This window comes from Anaerococcus nagyae, assembly GCF_040364225.1.
GTDB classification, from domain to species: domain Bacteria; phylum Bacillota; class Clostridia; order Tissierellales; family Peptoniphilaceae; genus Anaerococcus; species Anaerococcus nagyae.
In genome coordinates, this window is record NZ_AP031484.1 from 431,096 (window position 1) to 454,628 (window position 23,533).

Annotated in this window: 22 protein-coding genes and 1 pseudogene; 22 read left to right on the top strand and 1 reads right to left on the bottom strand. The window is 30.8% G+C overall.

Going from position 1 to position 23,533, the window contains the following annotated elements; translation table 11 throughout:
* Positions 1-69: 69 nt before the first annotated feature.
* The 12 genes from ABXG81_RS01985 to recQ all read left to right on the top strand — a co-directional run bounded on the left by ABXG81_RS01985 (position 70) and on the right by recQ (position 12,185).
* A complete protein-coding gene (locus ABXG81_RS01985; protein ID WP_117521776.1) occupies positions 70-615 on the top strand; it encodes a TIGR01440 family protein in 546 nt (181 codons plus the stop codon).
* Between the two features lie 66 nt (positions 616-681).
* On the top strand, positions 682-2,064 hold the full coding sequence (locus tag ABXG81_RS01990; RefSeq protein WP_353528995.1) for an NAD(P)/FAD-dependent oxidoreductase: 1,383 nt from the start codon (positions 682-684) through the stop codon (positions 2,062-2,064).
* Complete coding sequence (locus tag ABXG81_RS01995; protein WP_353528996.1) at positions 2,064-2,879, top strand: alpha/beta fold hydrolase; 816 nt, start codon at positions 2,064-2,066, stop codon at positions 2,877-2,879. The genes ABXG81_RS01990 and ABXG81_RS01995 overlap by 1 nt, the downstream gene beginning before the upstream one ends.
* 98 nt (positions 2,880-2,977) lie before the next feature.
* Positions 2,978-4,105 (top strand): class I SAM-dependent RNA methyltransferase, encoded by a 1,128-nt coding sequence (locus tag ABXG81_RS02000; protein ID WP_209814076.1) that lies wholly within the window; start codon positions 2,978-2,980, stop codon positions 4,103-4,105.
* Between the two features lie 15 nt (positions 4,106-4,120).
* Entirely contained in the window at positions 4,121-5,536 is a 1,416-nt protein-coding gene (locus tag ABXG81_RS02005; RefSeq protein WP_245949665.1) for a peptidoglycan binding domain-containing protein, read from the top strand.
* Positions 5,537-5,544: 8 nt separating this feature from the next.
* Entirely contained in the window at positions 5,545-6,366 is an 822-nt protein-coding gene (locus ABXG81_RS02010) for an energy-coupling factor transporter ATPase (RefSeq protein ID WP_117521772.1), read from the top strand.
* Complete coding sequence (locus ABXG81_RS02015; RefSeq protein WP_117521771.1) at positions 6,363-7,220, top strand: energy-coupling factor transporter ATPase; 858 nt, start codon at positions 6,363-6,365, stop codon at positions 7,218-7,220. The genes ABXG81_RS02010 and ABXG81_RS02015 overlap by 4 nt, the downstream gene beginning before the upstream one ends.
* Positions 7,213-8,010, top strand: coding sequence for an energy-coupling factor transporter transmembrane component T (locus tag ABXG81_RS02020; protein ID WP_117521770.1), 798 nt, complete (start codon positions 7,213-7,215; stop codon positions 8,008-8,010). Before ABXG81_RS02015 ends, ABXG81_RS02020 begins: the two co-directional genes overlap by 8 nt.
* Entirely contained in the window at positions 8,004-8,747 is a 744-nt protein-coding gene (gene truA / locus ABXG81_RS02025; protein WP_117521769.1) for a tRNA pseudouridine(38-40) synthase TruA, read from the top strand. The genes ABXG81_RS02020 and truA overlap by 7 nt, the downstream gene beginning before the upstream one ends.
* Positions 8,740-9,153: a hypothetical protein gene (locus ABXG81_RS02030; protein WP_353528997.1), complete on the top strand. Its 414-nt coding sequence runs from the start codon at positions 8,740-8,742 to the stop codon at positions 9,151-9,153. The genes truA and ABXG81_RS02030 overlap by 8 nt, the downstream gene beginning before the upstream one ends.
* Positions 9,143-10,333 (top strand): DUF4097 family beta strand repeat-containing protein, encoded by a 1,191-nt coding sequence (locus tag ABXG81_RS02035; RefSeq protein WP_353528998.1) that lies wholly within the window; start codon positions 9,143-9,145, stop codon positions 10,331-10,333. Before ABXG81_RS02030 ends, ABXG81_RS02035 begins: the two co-directional genes overlap by 11 nt.
* Before the next feature lie 34 nt (positions 10,334-10,367).
* Positions 10,368-12,185, top strand: coding sequence for a DNA helicase RecQ (recQ, locus tag ABXG81_RS02040; RefSeq protein WP_353528999.1), 1,818 nt, complete (start codon positions 10,368-10,370; stop codon positions 12,183-12,185).
* Positions 12,186-12,242: 57 nt separating this feature from the next.
* On the opposite strand, the gene asnA is transcribed toward recQ, so the two are convergent.
* Positions 12,243-13,256 carry an aspartate--ammonia ligase gene (gene asnA / locus ABXG81_RS02045; RefSeq protein WP_117521765.1) on the bottom strand — a complete coding sequence of 338 codons (1,014 nt, stop codon included), beginning with the start codon at positions 13,254-13,256 and terminating at the stop codon, positions 12,243-12,245.
* Between the two features lie 222 nt (positions 13,257-13,478).
* Between asnA and ABXG81_RS02050 the strand changes: the two genes are divergently transcribed.
* The 10 genes and pseudogenes from ABXG81_RS02050 to ABXG81_RS02095 all read left to right on the top strand — a co-directional run bounded on the left by ABXG81_RS02050 (position 13,479) and on the right by ABXG81_RS02095 (position 23,529).
* Complete coding sequence (locus tag ABXG81_RS02050) at positions 13,479-14,831, top strand: solute carrier family 23 protein (RefSeq protein WP_353529000.1); 1,353 nt, start codon at positions 13,479-13,481, stop codon at positions 14,829-14,831.
* A 163-nt stretch (positions 14,832-14,994) separates the two neighbouring features.
* Positions 14,995-16,026 carry a substrate-binding domain-containing protein gene (locus ABXG81_RS02055; RefSeq protein WP_117521763.1) on the top strand — a complete coding sequence of 344 codons (1,032 nt, stop codon included), beginning with the start codon at positions 14,995-14,997 and terminating at the stop codon, positions 16,024-16,026.
* A 2-nt stretch (positions 16,027-16,028) separates the two neighbouring features.
* The gene (pstC, locus tag ABXG81_RS02060) at positions 16,029-16,889 is read left to right on the top strand and encodes a phosphate ABC transporter permease subunit PstC (RefSeq protein ID WP_117521762.1); all 861 of its coding nucleotides are present in this window, start codon (positions 16,029-16,031) and stop codon (positions 16,887-16,889) included.
* Between the two features lie 19 nt (positions 16,890-16,908).
* Positions 16,909-17,721: pseudogene (gene pstA, locus ABXG81_RS02065) on the top strand (phosphate ABC transporter permease PstA).
* Between the two features lie 147 nt (positions 17,722-17,868).
* Positions 17,869-18,711, top strand: coding sequence for a phosphate ABC transporter ATP-binding protein PstB (gene pstB / locus ABXG81_RS02070; protein ID WP_353529234.1), 843 nt, complete (start codon positions 17,869-17,871; stop codon positions 18,709-18,711).
* A 4-nt stretch (positions 18,712-18,715) separates the two neighbouring features.
* Positions 18,716-19,333, top strand: a complete 618-nt coding sequence (locus ABXG81_RS02075; RefSeq protein ID WP_117521760.1) for a PhoU domain-containing protein — start codon at positions 18,716-18,718, stop codon at positions 19,331-19,333.
* A 1-nt stretch (position 19,334) separates the two neighbouring features.
* Positions 19,335-19,994, top strand: coding sequence for a response regulator transcription factor (locus tag ABXG81_RS02080; protein WP_117521759.1), 660 nt, complete (start codon positions 19,335-19,337; stop codon positions 19,992-19,994).
* Complete coding sequence (locus ABXG81_RS02085; RefSeq protein WP_353529001.1) at positions 19,991-21,613, top strand: ATP-binding protein; 1,623 nt, start codon at positions 19,991-19,993, stop codon at positions 21,611-21,613. Before ABXG81_RS02080 ends, ABXG81_RS02085 begins: the two co-directional genes overlap by 4 nt.
* 93 nt (positions 21,614-21,706) lie before the next feature.
* Positions 21,707-21,997 carry a hypothetical protein gene (locus ABXG81_RS02090; protein WP_117521757.1) on the top strand — a complete coding sequence of 97 codons (291 nt, stop codon included), beginning with the start codon at positions 21,707-21,709 and terminating at the stop codon, positions 21,995-21,997.
* Positions 21,997-23,529, top strand: coding sequence for a 4Fe-4S dicluster domain-containing protein (locus ABXG81_RS02095; protein WP_117521756.1), 1,533 nt, complete (start codon positions 21,997-21,999; stop codon positions 23,527-23,529). Before ABXG81_RS02090 ends, ABXG81_RS02095 begins: the two co-directional genes overlap by 1 nt.
* Positions 23,530-23,533: the final 4 nt, after the last annotated feature.

The following is a 23,533-nucleotide window of genomic DNA, read 5'->3' on the forward strand; positions in this document are numbered from 1 at the left end:
AGTATATTGCTAAACTTAGGCATCATTTTTTTGCTTAAATCGTATAATAATAGTAAAGGAGTGATTAAAATGATAAACTTAGATGAAATAAAAAAAGCAAGTAAAAATATTATAAATGAGGTAATAGAAGAGGCTAATCTAAGAGAAGGAGATATACTAGTTTTAGGAGGCTCTTCAAGTGAAATAAATGGTGATAATATAGGTAAAGATTCATCACAAGAAATAGGAAATGCTGTAATTGAAGAATTTCTAAGTATTTTAAATGATAAGAAAATATATTTAGCAGTACAGGGATGTGAACATATAAATAGAGCTTTGGTAGTGGAAAAAGAACTAGCGATGAAGCGTAGCTTTGAAATAGTTTCAGTAGTGCCAGCTCTCCATGCTGGCGGAGCAATGAGTGTTGCAGCCTTTAATAAGATGGAAAATCCCGTTATGATTGAACATATTGTAGCTGATGCAGGAATAGATATTGGAGATACTGAAATTGGCATGCATGTAAGATTTGTTCAAGTTCCCCTAAGGCTTAAAGAAAAATATATTGGAAAAGCTCGCGTCACAGCTCTTAAATCACGTCCTAAATTAATAGGTGGACAGCGTGCTGTATATGAGTGACTTCTTGTATTATAAACACTTTACTGTATAATACTCAAGGCTAAAAATAGAAATTAAGAGGTATATATGAAAAATTATGATGTAATAGTTGTTGGTTCTGGAGCAGCTGGGGCCTTTATGGCTTATGAATTTAAAAAGCTTAATACTGATAAAAAAGTTTTAGTTATAGATGCGGGAAGAAAAGTAGCAGGCAGAATTTGTCCTATAACAGAAGGTAAAGTGGATAATTGTATAGGGTGTGAGCCATGTAACATTATGTATGGATTTGGTGGAGCTGGTACCCTATCAGATGGCAAGTATAACATTACCAACAATTTTGGAGGGGACTTACATCAATACATAGGTGAGAAAAAAGCGATGGAACTTATGGAATATGTAGATTCAGTTTTGATGGAATTTGATGGTGGTAATGATTTAGAGCTTTATTCTACAGATAGGAATGACCTTAAAACAAAATGTTTACAACATGATCTTCATTTGTTAGATGCTAGAGTACGTCATTTTGGAACAGAACGCAACAAAGTTATTCTTCAAAGAATTTATGACTATGTAAAAGATATTATTGACTTTAAATTTATGTCAAAAGTTGTAGATGTAGATTATTCAAGTGATGAATATGCAGTGAAAACTGATGATGGGGAAGTTTTTTCTTGTAAGGATTTAGTCTTAGCTGCAGGTCGTTCGGGATCTAAATGGATATCAAAGATTTGTGATAAATTTAATATAAATACAAAGAAAAATCGTGTAGATATAGGTGTTCGTGTAGAAGTTCCTGCAGAAGTATTTAAGCATATAACAGATGATGTATATGAAGCAAAGATCATGTATCAAACTAAGCAATACAATGATATTATTAGAACATTTTGTATGAATCCTTATGGTCATGTTGTAACAGAAAATACAAATGGTATTTTAACAGTAAATGGTCATTCGTATACAGATCCAGCTTTACAAACTAATAACACAAATTTTGCTCTACTAGTTACAAATAGATTTACAGAACCATTTGAAGATTCTAATGAATATGGAGAGTCAATAGCAAGACTTTCTAATATGCTAGGTGGTGGTGTATTAATGCAAAGATTTGGAGATCTTGTAAAAGGTAGACGTTCATCCGAAAGACGTATGGCAAAATCATTTACTACCCCGACATTAAATGCTACTGCAGGAGATCTATCTCTAGTCATGCCTAAAAGACAACTTGATGATATTATAGAAATGATATATCAACTAGATAAAATCGCCCCAGGTATGGCAAATGATGATACACTTTTATATGGTATAGAAGTGAAATTTTATAATTCAGTAGTAGATGTTAATGAGAGATTCGAAACCTCTCAAAAAAGATTATATTGTCTAGGAGATGGTTCAGGAGTAACCCATTCCCTATCACAAGCATCCGCGTCAGGAGTCGAAATGGCTAGGATTATTAATGGAGAAAATAATTAATGAATTATATTTATGAGCAAATAACAAAAAAAGATGGAATTACCTTAAGAGGAGTTGTCAATACTCCGGACAATTTTGATGCTCTTAAAAAATATCCAACTGTTATTATGTATCATGGTTTTGGTGGCGATAGAAATGGTTCTACATGGATGAGAAGTCAAAATGCTAGATACCTTACAGATAGAGGATATGTAGTAGTTAGATTTGACTTTTCAGGAACTAATGAGTCAGATGGTGATTTTTATGATATGACTGTAAGTCGTGAAGTAGAAGAAGCTGTAATGATTTATGATTTTACAAGGTTAAGAGAGTACGTAGATAGAAATAGAATTTACCTAGTAGGTCATTCCTTGGGTGGTGTAATATCTACTCTTATTGCAGATAAGGTTAAGCCAAAAGCTATGGTATTATTAGCTCCAGCTAGTGATATGAATAATCTTGATTATATAAAAGTAGCTGCAAAGTCATATTTTGATAATAGTCAAACAAGTGAAGACACAGATCTATTAACTGTAATAAAAAAAGTTCATGAAATGGATGATGTAGATATAGGTGGAGCCAAATTAAGTAAAAATTTTCTAATAGACTTTATAAAAAAAGATATTTACGGTCAAGCTAGTAAATACCAGGGCAATGTTCTTATAATTAGAGGAACTGATGATGAATTAGTATTTAATGATGCAAATGTCAAACTAAATGAATCTTATCCACATTCTATATATGAACAAATAGAGGGAGCTGATCATTCGTTTAAAAACTATGACCATAGGATGATAATGTTTGATAAGATGTATAAATTCTTAGAAGAAAATTAGAAATAAGCCACTTTTAAGTGGCTTTTAAATTATTTGTTTTTTAAAAAATATTATTAAAGTTAAGATGAAATTTATATATTTAAAGTTATAATAAAATTATGGTTAAATTATTGATTACCACTAGCTTTGGTCTTGAAGCACTTGTAAAAAGACAATTACAAGATATGGGATACGATGACTTCAAAGTTAGTGATGGAATGATAGAGCTTAGGGCAAATCTATCGGATATAGCAAAACTTAATATAAATCTTAGAGAAGCTGACAGAGTATATTTAGAAATAGGTTCTTTTGAGTCTAAAGATTTTGATCAACTTTTTGAAGGAATAAAAGCTATAAATTGGCCTGATTTTCTATCGAAAGATGCTAATTTTATAGTAAATGCAAGATCTTATAAGTCAAAACTTTATTCACTTAGGACTATTCAGTCTATTAGTGAGAAAGCTATCATAGAATCTATGCAAAAAAAGTATAAGGTAAATTATTTTACTAAATCAGCTGAAAAAGTCGTGGTAGAGATAATGCTAAATAAAGACACGACAAAAGTTACTGTCGATACATCTGGAGAAGGCCTGCATAAAAGAGGCTATAGAGAAGATAGTGTAAAAGCACCTTTGAGAGAAAATCTTGCAGCTGCTTTGGTAGATTTATCTTTTTATAATCCTGATAGGTTTTTATTTGATGGATTTTGTGGATCTGGAACTATATTAATAGAAGCTGCAAGAAAGGCTAGAAATATAGCTCCAGGAATTGATAGATATTTTGACTATCAAGAATTTATTTTTATAGATGATAATTATCATAAGATGGCAAAAAAGGAAGCTATGGAAGCTATAGATTATGATAAAAAGCTAAATATTCTAGGTTCGGATGTTTCGGGTAGAGCTATAAGTCTTGCTAAAAATAATGCCATGAACGCTGGAGTAGAAGAAGATATTTCTTTTATAACACGAGATATTTCATCAGTTGCATTAAAAGATGATTATGGCATACTTATAACAAATCCGCCTTATGGACAAAGATTATCAGACTTTGATACAAATAAGATTTATGAAAAGATAAATCACATATTTAAGAGTAAAGAAACTTGGTCTTTATACTTTATAACAAGTGATGAAAGTTTTGATAGAAGATTTAGAAAAAAACTTTCTAAGAAGCGTAAGCTTTATAATGGTGGACAAAAAGTAGATTTTTATCAATATTATGGTAAGAAACCAAGCAAAAACTAGATACGGAGGAAAGTATTGGATTCAAAAGAGAATAACACAGAAAAACACACTGGTATTATAATTGTTTCAGTAATAATTGCTATCTATTTAATAGGGACTGTAATTTTTTCATATGTAGCGCTTCCTGGAACTATTCTTAATGGAAAGGATATTTCTTATGCGTCAAAATCTGCCGCTTTAGCAAGTGTACCTGATGATTTTGGATTATCTGTTAAGGGGCGTGATGGTAGAAATCTTACTATAAGTCCAGCTGATATAGATTATTATTCAGAACTACCAAAAGATGCAACTATAGATCAAAATCCTTTTACTTGGCCTAAGGCTTTGATATCTAATTCGAAAAAAGAATATAATTTTGAACCAAAAGTTGAATACAACAAAGAAAAACTTGATAAGTTAGTAAATGATTCTGAATTAGTAAACGGCATAACAGAGCCAGAAAATGCCAAGGTAGTATCTGAAAACGGTAAGTATGTTATAAAAGATGAAGTTGAAGGTAATAAGGTAGATAAAAATAAGTTAAAAGAATCAATTATAGATAGCATAAACACAAAAGAAAAAGAATTAAAATTAGATGACAGTTATTATATAAGTCCTGAAGTTAGGAAAGATTCTCAAAAAATTAAGGATATACTTGCTGATTCTCATAAATTAGAAGACATGTCTATTAAATTCAATTTTAATGGTTTTGATTTTAAGCTTGAGGGTGATTCACTCATGGATCTTATTGATTTAGGGGAAGATGGATTTGAATTAAATTATGATAAAGTAAGTGAATATGTAAATATGCTTGCAAGTGAAACAGATACCTATGGGAAAAATCGTAAATTTAATGCAACAGGTATAGGAGAAATAGTTGTGGGCCCTGGAGTTTATGGATTTAAATTAGATCATGAAGGAATGATTGATAAGATTTATGAGCAAGTAAATTCTAGAAAAAGCGGAACAATTGAACCAGTTTATGCTAATATTGCCTATGTAAGAACTGATACAGGAGAAGATATAGGAGATACTTACGTAGAAGTAGATATATCTCGTCAACACTTGTGGCTATACAAGAATGGAAATGTTGTTTTAGAATCTGACTTTGTATCAGGAAGACCTACAAATAACTGGGCAAGCAATGTAGGTGTTGGACAAATTTTAAGCAAAGCTCAAAATACCAAGCTCAGAGGAACTAATTTTGATGGAGTTACATCTTATGAAACACCAGTTGCCTATTGGATGCCAATAGGATGGGATGGCGAAGGCTTCCATGATGCTCCATGGAGATCTAGCTTTGGCGGAAGTATTTATCTTACTAAAGGATCACATGGATGCTTTAACCTACCTCCATCTTCTGCAAGAGCTTTATTTGAGAATGTAGATCCTCTTACACCAGTTGTAGTTTACGAATCAAGTACAAATAATTCACCAGCTATGGTATACTAGGGAAAATTATGATAAAGATAGAAAATTTAAGTTATAGATATCCATCAGAAGAAGGAAATGAAGGCCATCTTGCAATAGATGGTCTTAACCTTGCAATAAATAAAGGAGATTTTGTAGCGATTCTTGGTCATAATGGTTCTGGAAAATCAACTCTAGGCAAGTTGATAAATGCTCAAATTTTTCCTAGTGCAGGTGATATATGGTTAGATGACTTAAACAGCAAAGATGAAGGAAATATTTGGGATTATCGTGCAAAATGCTCTATGGTGTTTCAAAATCCTGATAACCAAATGGTTGCCACTACAGTAGAAGAAGAGGTTGCCTTTGGTGTGGAAAATCTTAGAGTTCCTAATCCTGAATTAAGACAAAGAGTAAATAGTGCTATAGAGCTTGTAGGTATGAGTGATTTTAAAAAGCGAAATCCAGCGAACTTATCAGGTGGTCAAAAGCAAAGAGTATCTATAGCAGGCGTAGTTGCTATGATGAGTGAGTATATAATCTTTGACGAGCCAACAGCCATGCTTGATCCTAAAGGTCGTAAGGATGTTATAAAGCTAGTTGAAGAGCTAAATAAGAATCATAATAAAACTATAATATACGTTACTCATTATATGGAAGAGGCAATTATTGCTGATAAAATAGTGGTTTTAGATAAAGGTAAAAAGGCTCTTGAAGGAAGTGCAAGAGAAGTATTTTCCAAAGTTAGTGATATGAAGAAATTAGGACTTACTGTTCCACAAGTTACAGAAGTTGCCTATGAACTAGAACAAAAAGGAGTAAAGTTTGATAAGCTCCCTTTAAGTATAGATGAATTCTTGGAGAGCATATGAATATAGAATTAAAAAACGTAGACTATATATACAACGAAGGATTACCAAGTGAAGTATATGCCCTTAAAGATATTAATTTAAAAATAGGTAGTCATGAAATTATAGGACTTATTGGACAAACAGGTTCAGGTAAATCAACTCTTGTTCAGTTGCTAAATGGATTATTGCTTCCTAGTAATGGGGAAGTTATTGTCGACGGGGTAAGCACCAAAGATAAACAAAAACGCCGAGATATCAGATTTAAAGTGGGTTTAGTTTTTCAATATCCAGAACATCAGTTATTTGAGGAAACTATAGCTAAGGATATAGCTTTTGGGCCTAAAAATATGAAACTATCCGATAAAGATGTTGATATAAGAGTTAAGGAAGCTATGGATAAGGTGGGACTTGACTATGAAACATATAAAGATATATCACCCTTTGAGATATCAGGGGGGCAACAAAGAAGGGTTGCTGTTGCAGGAATTATATCTATGAATCCAAAGGTTTTAGTTTTAGACGAGCTTACAGCTGGACTTGACCCAGCTGGTAGAGAAGAAATATTTTCTGAGATAATAAGTATTTACAATAATGATCCAGAATTGAGCATAGTATTGGTAAGTCATTCTATGGAAGATGTTGCAGAATACGTTGATAGGGTCATTGTTATGAATAAAGGGGAAGTGTTTAGTGATGCTACGACATATGACACCTTTAATAAAGTAGACCTAGAAGGTATAGGATTAGATATACCTCAAATTGCAAAATTTATGAGAGCTTATAAAAAAATAGGTAATGAAGTAGCGGATGATATATATACTATAGAATCAGCAGTAAAAGAATTATCAAGCTATCTAGGAGTTAGTGATGAATAAGATATCAATAGGCCAATACTTACCATTCAATACATTTATCCATAGGCTTGATCCAAGGGTAAAAATAATAGGAATTTTTGCTTATATTATTACAATATTTTTTGTAGATGACTTTATAACATTTATTCCATTTGCACTTCTGGTGTTTGTAATGTTATATGTTGCAAAAATTCCAATTAAAAGTGTTTTTAAGTCATTAAGACCTTTATTATTTATAATAATTATTACTGCAATTATAAATTTATTTACTACACCTGGCAATACTATTTTAAGTATAGGATCTCTAAGTATTTCTGATGAGGGACTTTATAAGACTCTATTTACAGTGTTAAGACTAGTTTTGATTATAGTATCAACATCTGTTTTGACCTATACAACTAGTCCAATGGAGCTGACTGATGGATTGGAAAAAATATTTTCTCCTCTAAAAAAGTTTGGCTTTCCTGCTGGAGAATTAGCTATGATGATAAGTATCTCCCTTAGATTTATACCAACCTTATTTGATGAAGCTAATAAAATAAAAATGGCACAAATGGCAAGAGGAGCTGACTTTGAATCAGGAAATATTTTTAATAGAGCTGTTGCTATGGTCCCTTTATTAGTACCTTTATTTATAAATTCATTTAAAAGATCAGATGAATTGGCAACTGCTATGGAAGCTCGTTTATATAGGATTGGTGAAGAGCGTACTAAGCTAAACGAAATATTTATGGGGAAAAAAGATTACTTAACACTTTTTATATTCATCGGATTTTGTGTTTTAGTAATCACAAAACATTATCTATGGTGAAAAATATTTTATTAAAGATTGCCTATGATGGTACAAATTTTCATGGCTATCAATACCAAGAAAATTTTAGAAGTGTGGAAAGCGAAGTAAAAAAAGCAATAAATAAGGTTACAAGTGAAGATAATAGGATTATAGCAGCTGGCAGAACTGATGCTGGCGTGCATGCCTATGCTCAGTACATAAATTTCTTAACGGCTAGTAATATAAATCCAAAGGCATTTAAATATCATCTAGATCCATTTTTACCAAATGATATCATAGCTTTAGAAACAAAAGAAGTAGATTTATCTTTTCATGCTAGATTTTCAGCAAAGACTAAAACTTATAAGTATGTGATAAATAGAGATAAAGTTATGCATCCTATATACAGAAATTATATGGAACAAATTACTTATTCTTTAGACTTGGATAAATTAGAAGAAGGCCTTAGAGTTTTAAAGGGTGAGCATGATTTTAAGTCCTTTATGAGAGCTGATAAAAATTTAGATATAAATACAGTTAGGAAAATCGATAATTGTTATTATCAGCAAGAAGATAACAAGCTTTTAATTTATTTTAAGGCTAATAGCTTTTTACATAACCAAGTAAGAATAATGGTAGGAAGTCTTATTGAATTATCCCGAGGGAAACTAACTATAAATGATTTTAAAAGTTACTTTAAACCAGATAATGAAAATAGAGCTAACCCAGCCTTAAGTCCTTGTGGACTTTATTTATGGAGTATTGATTATGAGTGATAATAAAAAATTTTTTTATAATGAAGCTAAAGTTTTAATAATAATTCTTTTATCTATTTTAGGATTTCTATTTGTTAAAAAGGCAAATTTTTTAGCTTTTGCTATAATTACTTCTATTGTATTTTATCTAGCAATTATCTTTATAGAGAGTAATAATTTAAAGTTTTCTAAACACATCTTAAATATAATACTAGCCTTCTATAATGTAATAAGTTTATTATTTATGGTACAATATTTTATAAGCGGTATTGATGAAGTAAAAATTTATGAGATATTTTTACATCCATTTATTAATGATGGAGTTTATAAAATAGAATATATAGTATGGATATTTATTTATACTTTATTTTTACTAATAATACAATCATCAAAGCTAGGGTTTAGTGGAGAGAACTATGGAAGATAATAGAAATAATGAAGTAAATGATAATGTAGAAGAATATGATGAAGAAATTGAAGAGATATTAAGTGAAACAAATAATAAAAGTAGAAGAAAATTAAAGCTTCCTAAATATGATAAAAAAATAAAAATTATTATTGGAATTATTATAGTTGTTGCTTTAGCTGCTTTGTTATATTTTTTAAATAAAAATAAAAATTCTAATGTAGGAGAATCTAAAACTTCTCAGGTTGTAGATGAGGATTCTTATAATGGGTCCAATATAATGAGAGTGGATTTAAATCAAGTTAAGAAGATCAATATTGATTTAAAAACAGCTGATGTTAGAATTCAAAGATCAAATACAAATCCATATATAGAGTATACTCATCTTTACAAAGGAGAAGATGATATTTATACAGTGGATGTCTCTTATGAAAATGGTGAGCTAAATTTAAAATCAAATATACAAGGTAAAGAACTTAATATGAAGAATAAAGTTCAAATAGTTAGAATTTTCTTGCCAAAAGATGAGCCTTTGGATGAAATAAAAGCTAATATTGGAGCAGGAAATGTGAAGATAACTGACCTTGAAGTTAAAGATTTGGACCTTAATGTTAAAAGTGGCCATGTAACTTTTGACAATTCATTTTTTGGCGGTAGCGTTAGCAATGAAGCAGGAGATATAATATTAGATAACTCAGAGCTTCTCAATTCTAAACTTACAACTAATTCAGGAGACATAGTTATAAGCGATAGTAAACTGGGTCAAAAATCTGATTTTTCAACTTCTACAGGTAATATTGTAGTAAATTCAAAAGATAAGATAGATAACTTTAATATAGATGCCAGACTTGAAGTAGGAAACTTTATCTTAGGAAATATATCTTATAGAAACATCAAAGATGGATTTAGCAAAGATAATAAAGCTAAGAAAGACGTTAGCCTAGAGACTAAAGTAGGGGATATTATTTTTAATAAAGGTGAAGGAGCTATTCTAGAAGAAGAAGAATATATAACTAATAAGAGCAAAAGAGATGATTCTGATAGTAAGCATGAAAATGAAGAAGAATCTCAGCAAGAAGTGGAGCAAAAAATTCAATCCGAAGCTGAAAAAACGCTCAATGAAGATATTGAAGAAGAATTAGAAGAATCAGGTCAAGCTGACTATTCTATAAATAATAAGGAAGAAAAGACAAATAATTAAGTTCTTAAGAACTTAATTATTTTTTTATAAAAATATGATAGATGATAAATTACTTTATGAAAATTTAAAAAAATATTTTGGATATGATACATTTAGAAATGGACAAGAAGAAATAATTACAAATATATTAAAAGGTGAGGATGTATTAGGAGTTTTACCTACAGGCGGAGGTAAGTCAATCTGCTATCAATTACCAGCTTTAATTAAGGAAGGCATTACCTTAGTAATATCGCCTTTAATTTCTTTGATGAAAGATCAAGTAGATTCCCTAGTAGAAGACGGTATAAGTGCAAGCTTTATTAATTCTAGCTTAGCATATGATGATTATATTGATAGTATAAGAAAAATTAGATCGGGGAATATAAAACTTCTATATATATCTCCTGAAAGACTTGAAAATAAATTTTTCTTAGATTTTCTAAAAGAATTAAAAGTATCATTTATAGCCATAGATGAGGCTCATTGTATAAGTCAATGGGGTCATGATTTTAGACCTTCATATAAATTAATACCTAGCATATATGAAATTCTTGGAAATGTTCCAGTAGCAGCCTTTACTGCTACTGCCACTCAAGAAGTTCGAGAAGATATAATAGCTAATCTTAAACTTAAAGAGCCTTATGTTAAAGTGACAGGCTTTGATAGAGAAAATCTAACCTTTAAGGTAGAAAAGCCATCAGATAAGATGAAATTTGTAAAGAGATATTTAAAGGATCATGAAAATGATTCAGGTATTATATATGCTTCGACTCGAAAAAAGGTAGATGAATTATACAAGTCTATAAAAAAATTAGGACTTGATGTTAGTAAATACCATGCTGGATTAAGTGAGGATACTAGAGTAAAAGATCAAGATGATTTTATATACGATAGAAAAAAGATTATAGTTGCAACTAATGCTTTTGGTATGGGAATTGATAAAAGTAATGTTCGCTATGTAATTCATTACAATATGCCAAAAGATATGGAATCATACTATCAAGAGGCAGGACGTGCTGGCAGAGATGGAGAAGCTAGTGATTGTATATTATTATATAATGCTCATGATATAATTATAAATAAATTTTTTATAAATCAAACGGATAATCATTCTTATAAAAGATATCAATTAGAAAAGCTACAGACTATAATTAATTATGTAAATACTAGCAAATGTCTAAGAGCTTTTATCCTGGAATATTTTGGACAGGAAGCAATGGATACCTGTAATAATTGCTCTAATTGTCTAAATGAAGTAGAAAAAACAGATGCAACTATCGATAGCCAGAAAGTTCTATCCTGCATATATAGATTGGACCAAAGATATGGATCAAGAACCGTAATTGATTGTTTAAAGGGAGCTAATAATAAGAATTCACGTGAGAAAAATCTAAAAGATATATCGACTTATGGTATTATGAAAACTAATAGTGAAAATTATATAAGAAATCTTATAGGTACACTAATAGCTGATGGATATATAAGAGTAAGTGGTAGTACATATCCTATATTAAGATTAACTGAAAAAGCAAAAGAAGTTTTGTTTGAAGAATCAAAAGTATATGTAAATTATACTATAAGGGAGAAAGAAGATCTTAAAGAAAAAATTCCTTATATAGTAGATAGTGAAGATTATGATGAAGAACTGTTCAATCATTTAAAGAAAGTAAGACTTGAATTATCTAAAAAGAGAAATATACCTCCCTTTATTATATTTTCAGATGCATCATTAAAAGATATGGCAATTTATAAGCCTAGATCTGAAGAAGATTTTTTAAAGATTAAAGGTGTAGGGGATAAAAAACTCATGCAATATGGAGATATTTTTATAGCTGAAATATCTGAATTTATAATTAATAATAGAAAATATTAAAATCAAAAAGTCTAATCTTGCATATTAACGCAAGGATTAGACTTTTTATTTTATTATTTATAAAAGATTGATTCCCTTATTTTCTAAAGCTCTTCTATAATCATCTGGCCAATAGGAAACTTGAACTTCTCCTATATGAGCTTTTTGTAAGAAGAACATACATATTCTAGATTGTCCTATACCACCACCGACAGTTAAAGGAAGATCACCGTCTATTAGCATTCTGTGATAGTCGTATTTTAATCTATCTAGGTTATCAGATTGCTTTAATTGTTCGTTTAATCTTTCAGGATTTACCCTAATTCCCATTGACGATAGTTCTAATTGATCATCTAAGATTGGGTTATAAACTATAATATCCCCATTAAGTAGCCAGTCATCATAATCTGGAGCTCTGTTATCATGTTTTTCCCCATTAGATAGTCTATTACCAATCTGCATTAAAAATATTGCACCGTATTCTTTAACGGCAAGTCTTTCTCTTTCTGTACTATCCTTAATATGCGGATATTTGTCCAAAAGTTCTTGACTTGTGATAAAAGTAATTTGATCTTTTAACAACTTATGTCTTTGAGGTATCAAAGTACATAGATATTCATCAAGAGATTTTAATGTCCTATAAATTATATCTACAACTCTTTTAAGATATTCTTCATTGCGATCTTCTTCGCTTATAATGAGTTCCCAATCCCATTGGTCAACATAAAATGAATGTGTATTATCAGGATTTTCACAACGTCTTATAGCGTTCATATCTGTGTATAGCCCTTCATGAACTTTGAAGTCATAATTTTTAAGTGCGTATCTTTTCCATTTAGCAAGGGAGTGTACAATCTCTAAATTTTCTCCTCCTGCATTTGGAACATCAAATGTAACAGGACCTTCGTATCCGTTTAAATTATCGTTGAGTCCAGATTCTATTGATACAAATAATGGCGCACTAACTCTTTTTAAGTTTAAGTTATTAGCCAAGTTGATTTGAAAATAATCTTTTATTTCTTTTATTAATAATTGTGTAGTATATAAATCTGTGCTAGATTTATAACCTTCTGGTGATTTAATATTATACATTTATGCCTCGTTTTCTAAGTATTCTTATAAATTATAATTTTTTCATAATTTATGTCAAGGATAACGTTCCCTGCCAATATATATTTATCTTAATTTTTTAAAACCCCAAGTTTTATAAAAAATAATTTGTAATCTTGTATTACAATAAAAACATAATTTCTTACGGAAGTTATTTAGTTAAATTGTTACTAAATATTTAGAGAATATTATTAAGGAGAGAGTATGGAAAATAATTATTCTAATTTATTCAATGTGAATGGAGATGTTAGCTTAAAACAATCTCTACCTCTTGCTTTTGAACACTTAATAGCTATGATTGCCGGGTGTATAGCACCTACATTAATTTTCGCTGGTGCTGCAGGTCTTGATAATGCTGATTCTATTCTTTTGGTTCAGATGTCACTTATAGGATCTGCTCTTACAACTTTATTAATTCTTTTTGGTCCTGCAAGACTTATAGGAAATAAGCTGCCAATGATTTATGGTGTAAGCTTTTCTTATGTTCCAACTATGATAGCTCTTGCTGGTCAATTTGAATCTTTGGGAGCTAAAAATATTGTAGCAATAGTACTTGGAGCTCAATTAATTGCAGCTGTTGTTTCTATGATTTTTGGCTATGCTCTAAAATATGTATTACCATATTTTCCACCTTTAGTTGCAGGTACTGTCGTTTTATCAATAGGTTTATCCCTATATCCTGTTGCTCTTAATTATATGGGCGGTGGAGGAGATTTAAGTATGCCTGGTTGGGGAGCATGGCAATATTGGTTTATTGCAGGTGTAACTTTATTAGCTAATATAATATTTACTCATTTCGGTAAAGGTATGGTTTCCCTTGCCTCAGTTTTATTATCTATGATAGTAGGTTACATACTTGCTTATTTTATGGGTTACGTTAATTTAACACCAGTAAGTGAAGCTTCATGGTTTTCTGTAGTTAGACCAATGTATTTTGGAATTAAATTTGAACCATCAGCTATAGCAGCATTTATTATAATATTCATTGTCAGCTGTATTGAGGGAATTGGTGATATGAATTCTACTACTATAGGGGGTATGGACAGACCTGCTACAAGTGATGAGCTTCGTGGTGGTATAATTGGATTTTCTTTAGCTAATATTATTGGAGCATTCATTGGAACTTTACCAACAGCAACATTTTCACAAAATGCTGGAATTGTTTCTATAAATAAGGTAATTAATAAAAAGGTATTTACCACTGCATCTATTATGATATTAATTGCAGGGCTTGTACCTAAATTTTCATCATTATTATTAACCATTCCATATCCTGTAATTGGAGGAGCAACTTTATCTGTCTTTGCTGCTATAACAATGAATGGTATTAGGATGATAACTAGCCAGCCACTTTCTATGAGAAATACTTATATAGTAGGCGTTTCTATTGCTATTGGTTTTGGATTTACTCAAGTAGTATCAGGAGCTCATAATGCAGGAGTTACATTTATGCCAGAATCTTTAGAAGTAGCAATAGGCTCATCTCCAGTAGTGCTTACAACTTTATTTGCATTTTTTATGAACATATTAATACCTGAAAAAGAAGAAGATAAATAAATAAAAAATTAAAATGTGTTTATAATTGATCTAGCGGGTATATAGATAATGTAGTAGGGGGTATATTTTACATAAACTTTACATAAGTTTAAAATGAACTAAATAAAGTAAGTGTAATATACTTAAAGAAAACAAATATATGAAAATTATAAGGAGATTTTTCATGACACTTAAAAATTCAAAGATTATTGCAGCAGCACTTTCACTAGGGTTAGTATTAACTGCTTGTGGTAATGACAACGCAAAAGACAACAAAGCAGATGATAAAGCTGCTACAGAAACTACAGATAATCAAGCTACAACAGATGATGCAGACAAAGACGATTCAAAAAAAGATGATGCAACAACTGATGATAAAGCTGACGATAAAAAAGATGAGGACAAAGATAAAGATAGTACAGCAGATGCCGAAGACTACGATTTTGTAGTAGTTTCAAGAGAAGAAGGTTCTGGTACAAGGGGAGCATTCATTGAATTAGTTGGCCTTGAAGAAAAAAATGATGATGGAACAAAAGAAGACCACACAACAGTAGATGCAGAAGTTCAAAATTCTACAAACGGTGTAATGACAACAGTATCTTCTGATCCAGATGCAATTGGATATATTTCTTTAGGTTCTTTAAATGATACTGTTAAAGCTGTAAAGGTTGAAGGAGTAGAAGCAACAGAGGAAAATATAGTTTCTGGTGATTATAAAATATCTAGACCATTTAACCTTGCTTACAAAGAAGATAAACTTAATGATTTAGGAAAAGACTTCTTAAATTATTGTCTATCAACAGAAGCTCAAGATATCGTTAAAGCTGAAGGATATGTTCCATTAAGTGATACAAAAGCTTATGAAAAAGCAGATGGACTTAGCGGTAATCTTACAGTTGCAGGTTCTACATCAGTTACTCCATTAATGGAAAAATTTGCTGAAGCTTACCAATCTCTTAATCCAGATGTTAAAATTGAAATCCAATCAACAGGATCTTCTGCAGGTATTGAAGCTGTAACAGATGATGCAGCAGATATAGCTATGGCTTCAAGAGAGCTTGAAGATGAAGAAAAAGAAACTCTTAAACCAGAAGTTATCGCAACAGATGGTATTGCTGTTATAGTAAATAAAGACAGTAAAGTTGAAGATCTAACAATAGATCAATTAAAACAAATCTTCTCTGGTGAAATCACAAATACAGGAGACCTTAACTAGAAATGAAAAATACTAAGGAAAGATTTGGAGAAATCTTATTCCTTATATCAGCAGCAATGTCCGTAGTACTTATATTATTAATCATATTCTTTATCTTTAGATCTGGAATAGATTTCGTAAGTAAATACGGACTTGTTCCGTTTATAACGGGAACGAAATGGGCACCTAAAGCAAAACCAGCAAGCTTTGGTATTTTACCAATGATTGTTGGTTCTGTTATAGTGACCCTTGTATCAACATTAATAGCTTTACCTTTTGGTTTAGCAGTATCCGTATTTATGGCTTATTACGCTGATAAAAGTTATGGCTTTCTCAAATCACTAATCAACTTAATGGCGGCAATTCCCTCAGTAGTATATGGTTTCTTTGCTATGGTTAAATTGGCACCAATTGTTGGAAAAGTATTCCATACTCGCCAATATAACATGCTTACAGCATCTATACTACTAAGTATTATGATTTTACCTACAATGGTAAATATTTCTGAAAATTCACTTCGTCAAGTTCCAAAAACATTCTATACAGGATCTTTAGCACTTGGTGCTACTAAGGAAGAAACTATTCATAAAGTTATGATTCCTTACGCTAAAAGCGGTATTTTTTCTTCAATAATCCTTGCTATAGGACGTGCAATAGGTGAAACAATGGCTGTATATCTAGTTGTTGGTAACCAACCTAGAATGCCAAAGTCTATTTTACAAGGGGCTCGTACTCTAACAACAAATATCGTTCTTGAAATGGGTTATGCATCTGGTATGCATAGACAATCGCTAATCGCAACTGGTATGGTACTATTCTTCTTTATATTATTAATAAACATAATATTTAATATTATAAGAGATAAGAACCAAGATAAGTATTAATGTAAGCTAAGGAGTAAAAATGACTAAACCATATAAATTTTTCGTAATGTTTTTTACATTTTTAGCTTATGCAGCTAGTGGTATTATAATTGCCTATGTTTTAGTAAGAGGTATTCCAAATATAAGTTCTTCACTATTTGAATGGAATTATACCTCAACTAATGTTTCTATAATGCCAGCTTTAATTACAACATTTTTTACTATATTGTTGACATTATTAATCACTCTACCTATAGGTATATTTACTGCTATCTACTTATCTAATTATGCAAAGAATAAAGCGTTTATTAAAGCAGTAAGATTTGCTACTGAAATTTTATCATCAATTCCATCAATTGTTTATGGTCTATTCGGTTACTTATTTTTTGTAACTAAAGCAGATCATGGACTTGGTATGGGGTATTCTCTAATAGCAGGATGTTTGACTGTATCTATAATGATTTTGCCTACTATAATAAGAACAACCGAAGAAGCTATTCTTACAGTAAATCCACTTTAAGCTCATGCTTCTCTAGCTTTAGGTGCTACCAAAATTCAAACTATATTTAAAGTGGTGATTCCAGAAGCTATGGATGGTATTTTAGGTGGAATATTTCTAGCAACAGGTAGAATAGTAGGAGAGTCTGCAGCATTAATTTATACTATGGGTACACAACCTTCTATTCCTAAGGGTTTATCAAATTCAGCAAGAACTCTTGCTGTTCACATGTATATGCTATCATCAGAAGGTTTCCATGTTAATGAAGCGTATGCAACTGCAGTTTTACTATTAGTATTTGTAATTTTAATCAACTGGATTTCAGCTAAGATTACTAAGCAGTTAGTAAATTAAGAGGAGAAATAAATGGATAAAAAGACATTTGAGGCTGGCAATGATAGTCAGTCAAATGTAAATAATAAAACTAAAAATGAAGAAAAGATAAAAAGTGCAAGCGAAGAAGCTGATTCTTCTATAGAAAACAGTAATCTAAAGGAACATATGGAAAGCACATATAGTCTTTCCTATGAAGATAGGGATGAAAATAAATCAGTTCACACATTAGATGATAAGAATAGGTTTTCTGATTTAGAAACAGCTATACTTGTAAAGGATCTTGATTTATATTATGGAGATTTCCAAGCATTAAAACGTGTTAATATGGATATAAAAAAAGGTCAAGTAACAGCATTTATAGGTCCATCTGGTTGCGGTAAATCTACAACATTGAAGTGCTTTAATAGAATGAACGATTTAGTTGATTCTTGTAAGATAGAAGGACTTATAAAGATTAATGGTCAAGATATCTATCAGCCAGACGTAAACGTAGTTAATTTACGTCGTAATGTCGGTATGGTATTTCAAACACCTAATCCATTTTCTAAGTCTGTGTATGATAACCTAACATATGGACCAAAAATTGATGGTATAAAGGATAAAGACAGCCTTGATGAAATAGTAGAAACTTCTTTAAAGCAAGCTGCTATTTGGGACGAAGTTAAGGATAAACTTTATCAAAATGCCTTATCATTTTCAGGTGGACAACAGCAAAGAATTTGCATAGCAAGGACTTTATCGGTTAAGCCTGATATTATTCTAATGGATGAGCCTACTTCTGCCCTTGACCCTATATCAACAGCATCTATAGAAGAGCTAATGGAAGACTTAAAGGAACAATATACAATAGTAATTGTTACACACAATATGCAGCAGGCTGCTCGTATATCTGATCAAACAGCTTTTTTCCTTACAGGAGAAGTTATTGAAATGGATGATACTAAGATGATTTTTGAAGATCCAAAGGATAAGAGAACAGAGGATTATATCACAGGAAGGTTCGGTTAATAAAATGAGAACTAGATATAGACATGATTTGGATTCTGTTAGGGAAATGAGCAATGAGCTTATGGAACTTGTTATCTTATGTTATGATAAGATTGATTTATATTTAGAAAATCATAATAAAAAAAATTTAGAAGAGATAATTGAGCTTAATGATGATATTAGAAGAAACGCCGCTGATGTTGAAAGATTTTGCTTTGAGCTATTAGCTCTACAACAACCAGTAGCTAGGGATTTAAGATTTCTTCAAATGAGTATAAAGCTCGCTAGTACCTATAAGAGGATATCAAGTCATTTAGCTCAAGCTTCAATGATAATGATAGAATATAGCCTAACAGATAAAGAAGTAGATTTTGTAAAAAGATTTATAGATAATGAAAAACAAATGGCTGAAGATAGTATCCATAGCTTTGTTAATAACGATAACGATCTAGGATTAAAAACTATCGAAGATGACGAGATAAATAATAAATTATTTGAAGAAGCTATAACATATATAGCAGATCAAAATAAGATGAACGAGATAAGCGCTATGGAATTATCTGAGAAGGTTTTATTATATAAATATTTCGAGAGACTTGGTGATCGTCTAGCTCGTGTAGGCGATTTAGCTACGAGGTTATAGGATGATTTATGTAGTTGAAGATGATAAGTCTATAAGAAATTTAGTAGACTATGCTTTAACTGAAAAAGGATATGAGGTAGAAACATTTGAAGATGGTCTTGATATAACTGACATTATAAAAGAAAAAGGTGGTCAGCTGTTAATTCTTGATATTATGCTTCCTGAAAAAGATGGACTTGAGATACTGGAAGAAATTAGAGAATTTTCAGATATACCTATAATTTTACTTACAGCTAGGACTGAAGAGTATGACAAGGTATTAGGTCTTGAATCGGGAGCAGATGATTATATCACCAAACCATTTTCTATCCTTGAGCTAATTTCTAGAGTAAAAGCAGTCTTAAGAAGATCTGTAAAAAAAGATAGTGATCATATAAATTATGGTAATATTTCTATTAATACTAGAAAAAGAACTGTAAAGGTAGATGGAAAGCTAGTAGATTTAACTTATAAAGAATTCGAAATGCTACTATTATTTATGAATAATATAGGCAATGTAATAACAAGAGAAGACTTTCTACTTAAAATTTGGGGTTATGATTATGAAGGTGAAACACGTACAGTAGATGTTCATATAGCTTCGCTCAGAAATAAACTTTTAAGTGGGGGAAGACATATAAAAACTGTGAGAAATTTAGGGTATAAATTTGGTGAAATATGAGAAAATTTATAAAATCCTATATAGAAAAAGTAATCTATATGTTATTGGCTATAGCTTTTATAGTCAGCAACTTAATTTCTTATCAAATAAATAAAAAAGCTCAAAGTGATTTAGCAAAAAATACTTTGAGCTTTCTTTTATATCAAGATATAGATGATGATTTTATAGAGGATATGAATGAAAATAATGATCAATTAAAGATTGTAAGTGTCGATAAAGACGAAAAAAAGATAAACGATCATCATAAAGCTGAAAAAGACATATATATTACTGATTCCGATACTAGTTTATACAGTGAATCAACTAATTTTAAAAGTTTTTTTACTTTAGGAAAAAGTTATAGAATAAAAAATGATGATACGCTAATTATTGTTAATGGATACATACCAATGATTAATTGGGTTCTTTTTTTGATTTTTTTATTATTGACTATAACTAGTAAACTCGTATTAGATAGGATAACTAATGATAAGTTAGATTATTATATCAAAGGTTTATACTATTCTAGTTTAAAGGAAATAAAAGATAATATAGACTATGAGGAATTGTTTCCTATATTAGCTAGTTATGAAAAAAAGCTAAATGAATCAAGCGAGGAGGTAGATTCTCTTAAAGCAAGATTATCTGAAATAACTTCTATAACAGCAAATATGAAAGAAGGTTTTATTTTATTTGACGGTGAAGGTAGTATCGAACTTCTTAATAATTCTGCAAAAAGATTTCTTGATATAAATCATGAAGCTAATATTAGTAATTTGATAGAAAGTAGGGAGTATAGTCTAGCGTTAAGAGAAGCATCCATTCTTAAAAGAAGCAAGAAAATTGATTTAAATATAAATGGATATGATTTAAGAATATTTATTGATCCTTTAAGCACTAGTTCTAAGAAAGCATACGCTATGATAATTATAGACAATACAGAGGAAAGAAAAGCTGAAAAAATGCGTAGAGAATTTTCTGCTAATGTTACTCATGAATTAAAAAGTCCTCTAACTTCAATAAATGGTTATGCAGAATTAATTGCTACAGGAATTGCAAAAGAAGATGATGTTAATAGATTTGCAGAAATAATATGTGAAGAAGGTAATAGACTATTAGAAATAATAGATGATATACTTAAAATATCAAGCTTAGATGAAAAAAATTTTGAAAAAGATTTTGTAGATGTTGATATTTATGAAGTAGTTAGATTTACTATAGAAAAATATAAGAGAATTGCTAGTAAAAAATCTATAAATGTTACTAATAATATTAAATCGTATAGAATAAAGACTAGTAAGTCTTTATTTTATGACTTAGTATCTAACATTTATGAAAATGCTATAAAATATAATAAAACGCATGGATCTATAGATGTTGATTTTGATTTAAGAGATAATAATTATTATCTTATAATAAGTGATACAGGTATAGGTATATCCAAGGCCGATAGCGAAAGAATTTTTGAGAGATTTTATGTTGTAGATAAATCTAGAAAGAGAAATCAAAAATCTACTGGATTGGGTCTATCTATAGTAAAGCATATTGCTAATTACTTAGGATATTCTATAAAAGTAGAATCTAAATTAAATGAGGGAACAAGATTTATCATAGAGATCCCTCTGGAACTAGATAGGTAAAATTTTAAAGACTTATAAGCAATGATAAAGAATTATCATTGATTATAAGTTATTTATTTGATACAATTTAAGTATAAACCATAGGAGGATTATATGAAAGTTACAATTTGTTCATGTGCAAGATGTACTGCTGCAGGTAATGAGTTCCTATATGACTCAGCTAAAGTCGTAAAAAAAGATCTAGAGATCGCTTATAAGTTAGAAAATTTAGGCGAAGCTCCTAAAATAGAAATAGAATATGATAACATAATGAATGAAGTGGATGATGCCGAAAAGTCTGCTCCATTAGCAAAAATAGATGATACATACTATAAAAAAGCCACACCAGAGGTTTTAATGGAGCACATAATTAACGGGTTCATTCCAGAAGATGAGGCATTGTAATGAAGGATACGTACATAGATATAATAAATATTAGAAGGATGGCATTTGAGCATATTGCGAAAATTGCCTACGAAAATAGACCGATAACTGATATAGCTACTGAAGTTTATGAGATTATTCCAGGAGAGGAAGCAAGATATAGAGAAAATATTTTTCGTGAAAGAGCTGTAATGGGTGAGAGACTAAGAATGGGTATTGGTCTTGATGCAAGAACAGCTGATAAAACAGATGCTGTTACTGAAGGTCTTGATAAAATGGACGTTAATAGAAGGATTTATAATCCTCCATTAGTTAGCGTAATGAAGATAGCATGTGAAGCTTGTCCAGAAAATAAGGTTACTGTTACAGACCAGTGTAAGGCATGTATAGGACATCCTTGTGTAAATGTTTGCCCTAAGAATGCAGTAACTTATACTTCAAATGGTGCAATTATCGATCAAGAAAAGTGTATTAAATGCGGTAAGTGTGTAGAAGCTTGTCCATATCATGCAATCAACCACCAAAAAAGACCTTGTGCAGCTATTTGTGGTGTAAAAGCGATTCATTCAGATGAATTGGGAAGGGCACAAATTGATTCTGATAAATGTGTAGCTTGTGGTAAATGTATAAGTGCATGTCCTTTTGGGGCTATTTCTGATAAATCAGAAATTTATCAATTAATTAAGTCTATTCAATCAGAAAATCATACATACGCCATTATAGCTCCTTCATTTGCTGGACAATTTGGACCAAATGTATCAGCTGAACAAATAAGGGAGGCTATTAAGCAATTAGGATTTGATGAAGTTATAGAAGTAGGACTTGGTGCAGATTTAACGACAATGAATGAAGCTCATGAATACTTAGAAGAAGTTCCTTCAGGTAAGATTCCTTTCATGGGTACAAGCTGTTGCTTCTCATGGAAGATGATGGTTAGAAAGCAATTCCCTGAAATAAACGATTATATTTCAGAGTCATCTACGCCGATGATTTATACCGGGCTTCAACTTAAGAAAAAAGATCCTAATAGTAAAATTACTTTTATAGGTCCATGCATTTCTAAGAAGTTAGAAGCGTTAGAGCCTGATGTTGCAGAAGTTATTGATTTTGTAATAACTTTTGAAGAACTTTTAGGAATGTTCCTTGCAAAAGGGATAGAGCCATCAGAAATTGAGGTAGAAGATCAGATGATGGATGCGTCTGAAACAGGCAGGACTTATGCAGTAAGTGGTGGCGTTGCTCAAGCAGTAGTAAAACGTGCTCAAGAAATAAGACCAGGTATTAAAGTAGATGTTGAAAATGCAGAAGGACTTGCTAATTGCGTAAAATTAGCTCAACTTGCAAAACTAGGTAAAATGGATGGTAAGCTTATCGAAGGTATGGCTTGTGAAGGTGGATGCGTAGGTGGACCAGGTACAGTCGTAGCAAGAAATAAGACTGGTAAGGCTGTTAAGGCATTTGCTAAAGAATCGGTATTCAAGTCACCAGCTGATAATACTAATATTCCAGATAAAGATAAACCAGATGATGAAAAACTTAAGGTAAGTGAATAATAAT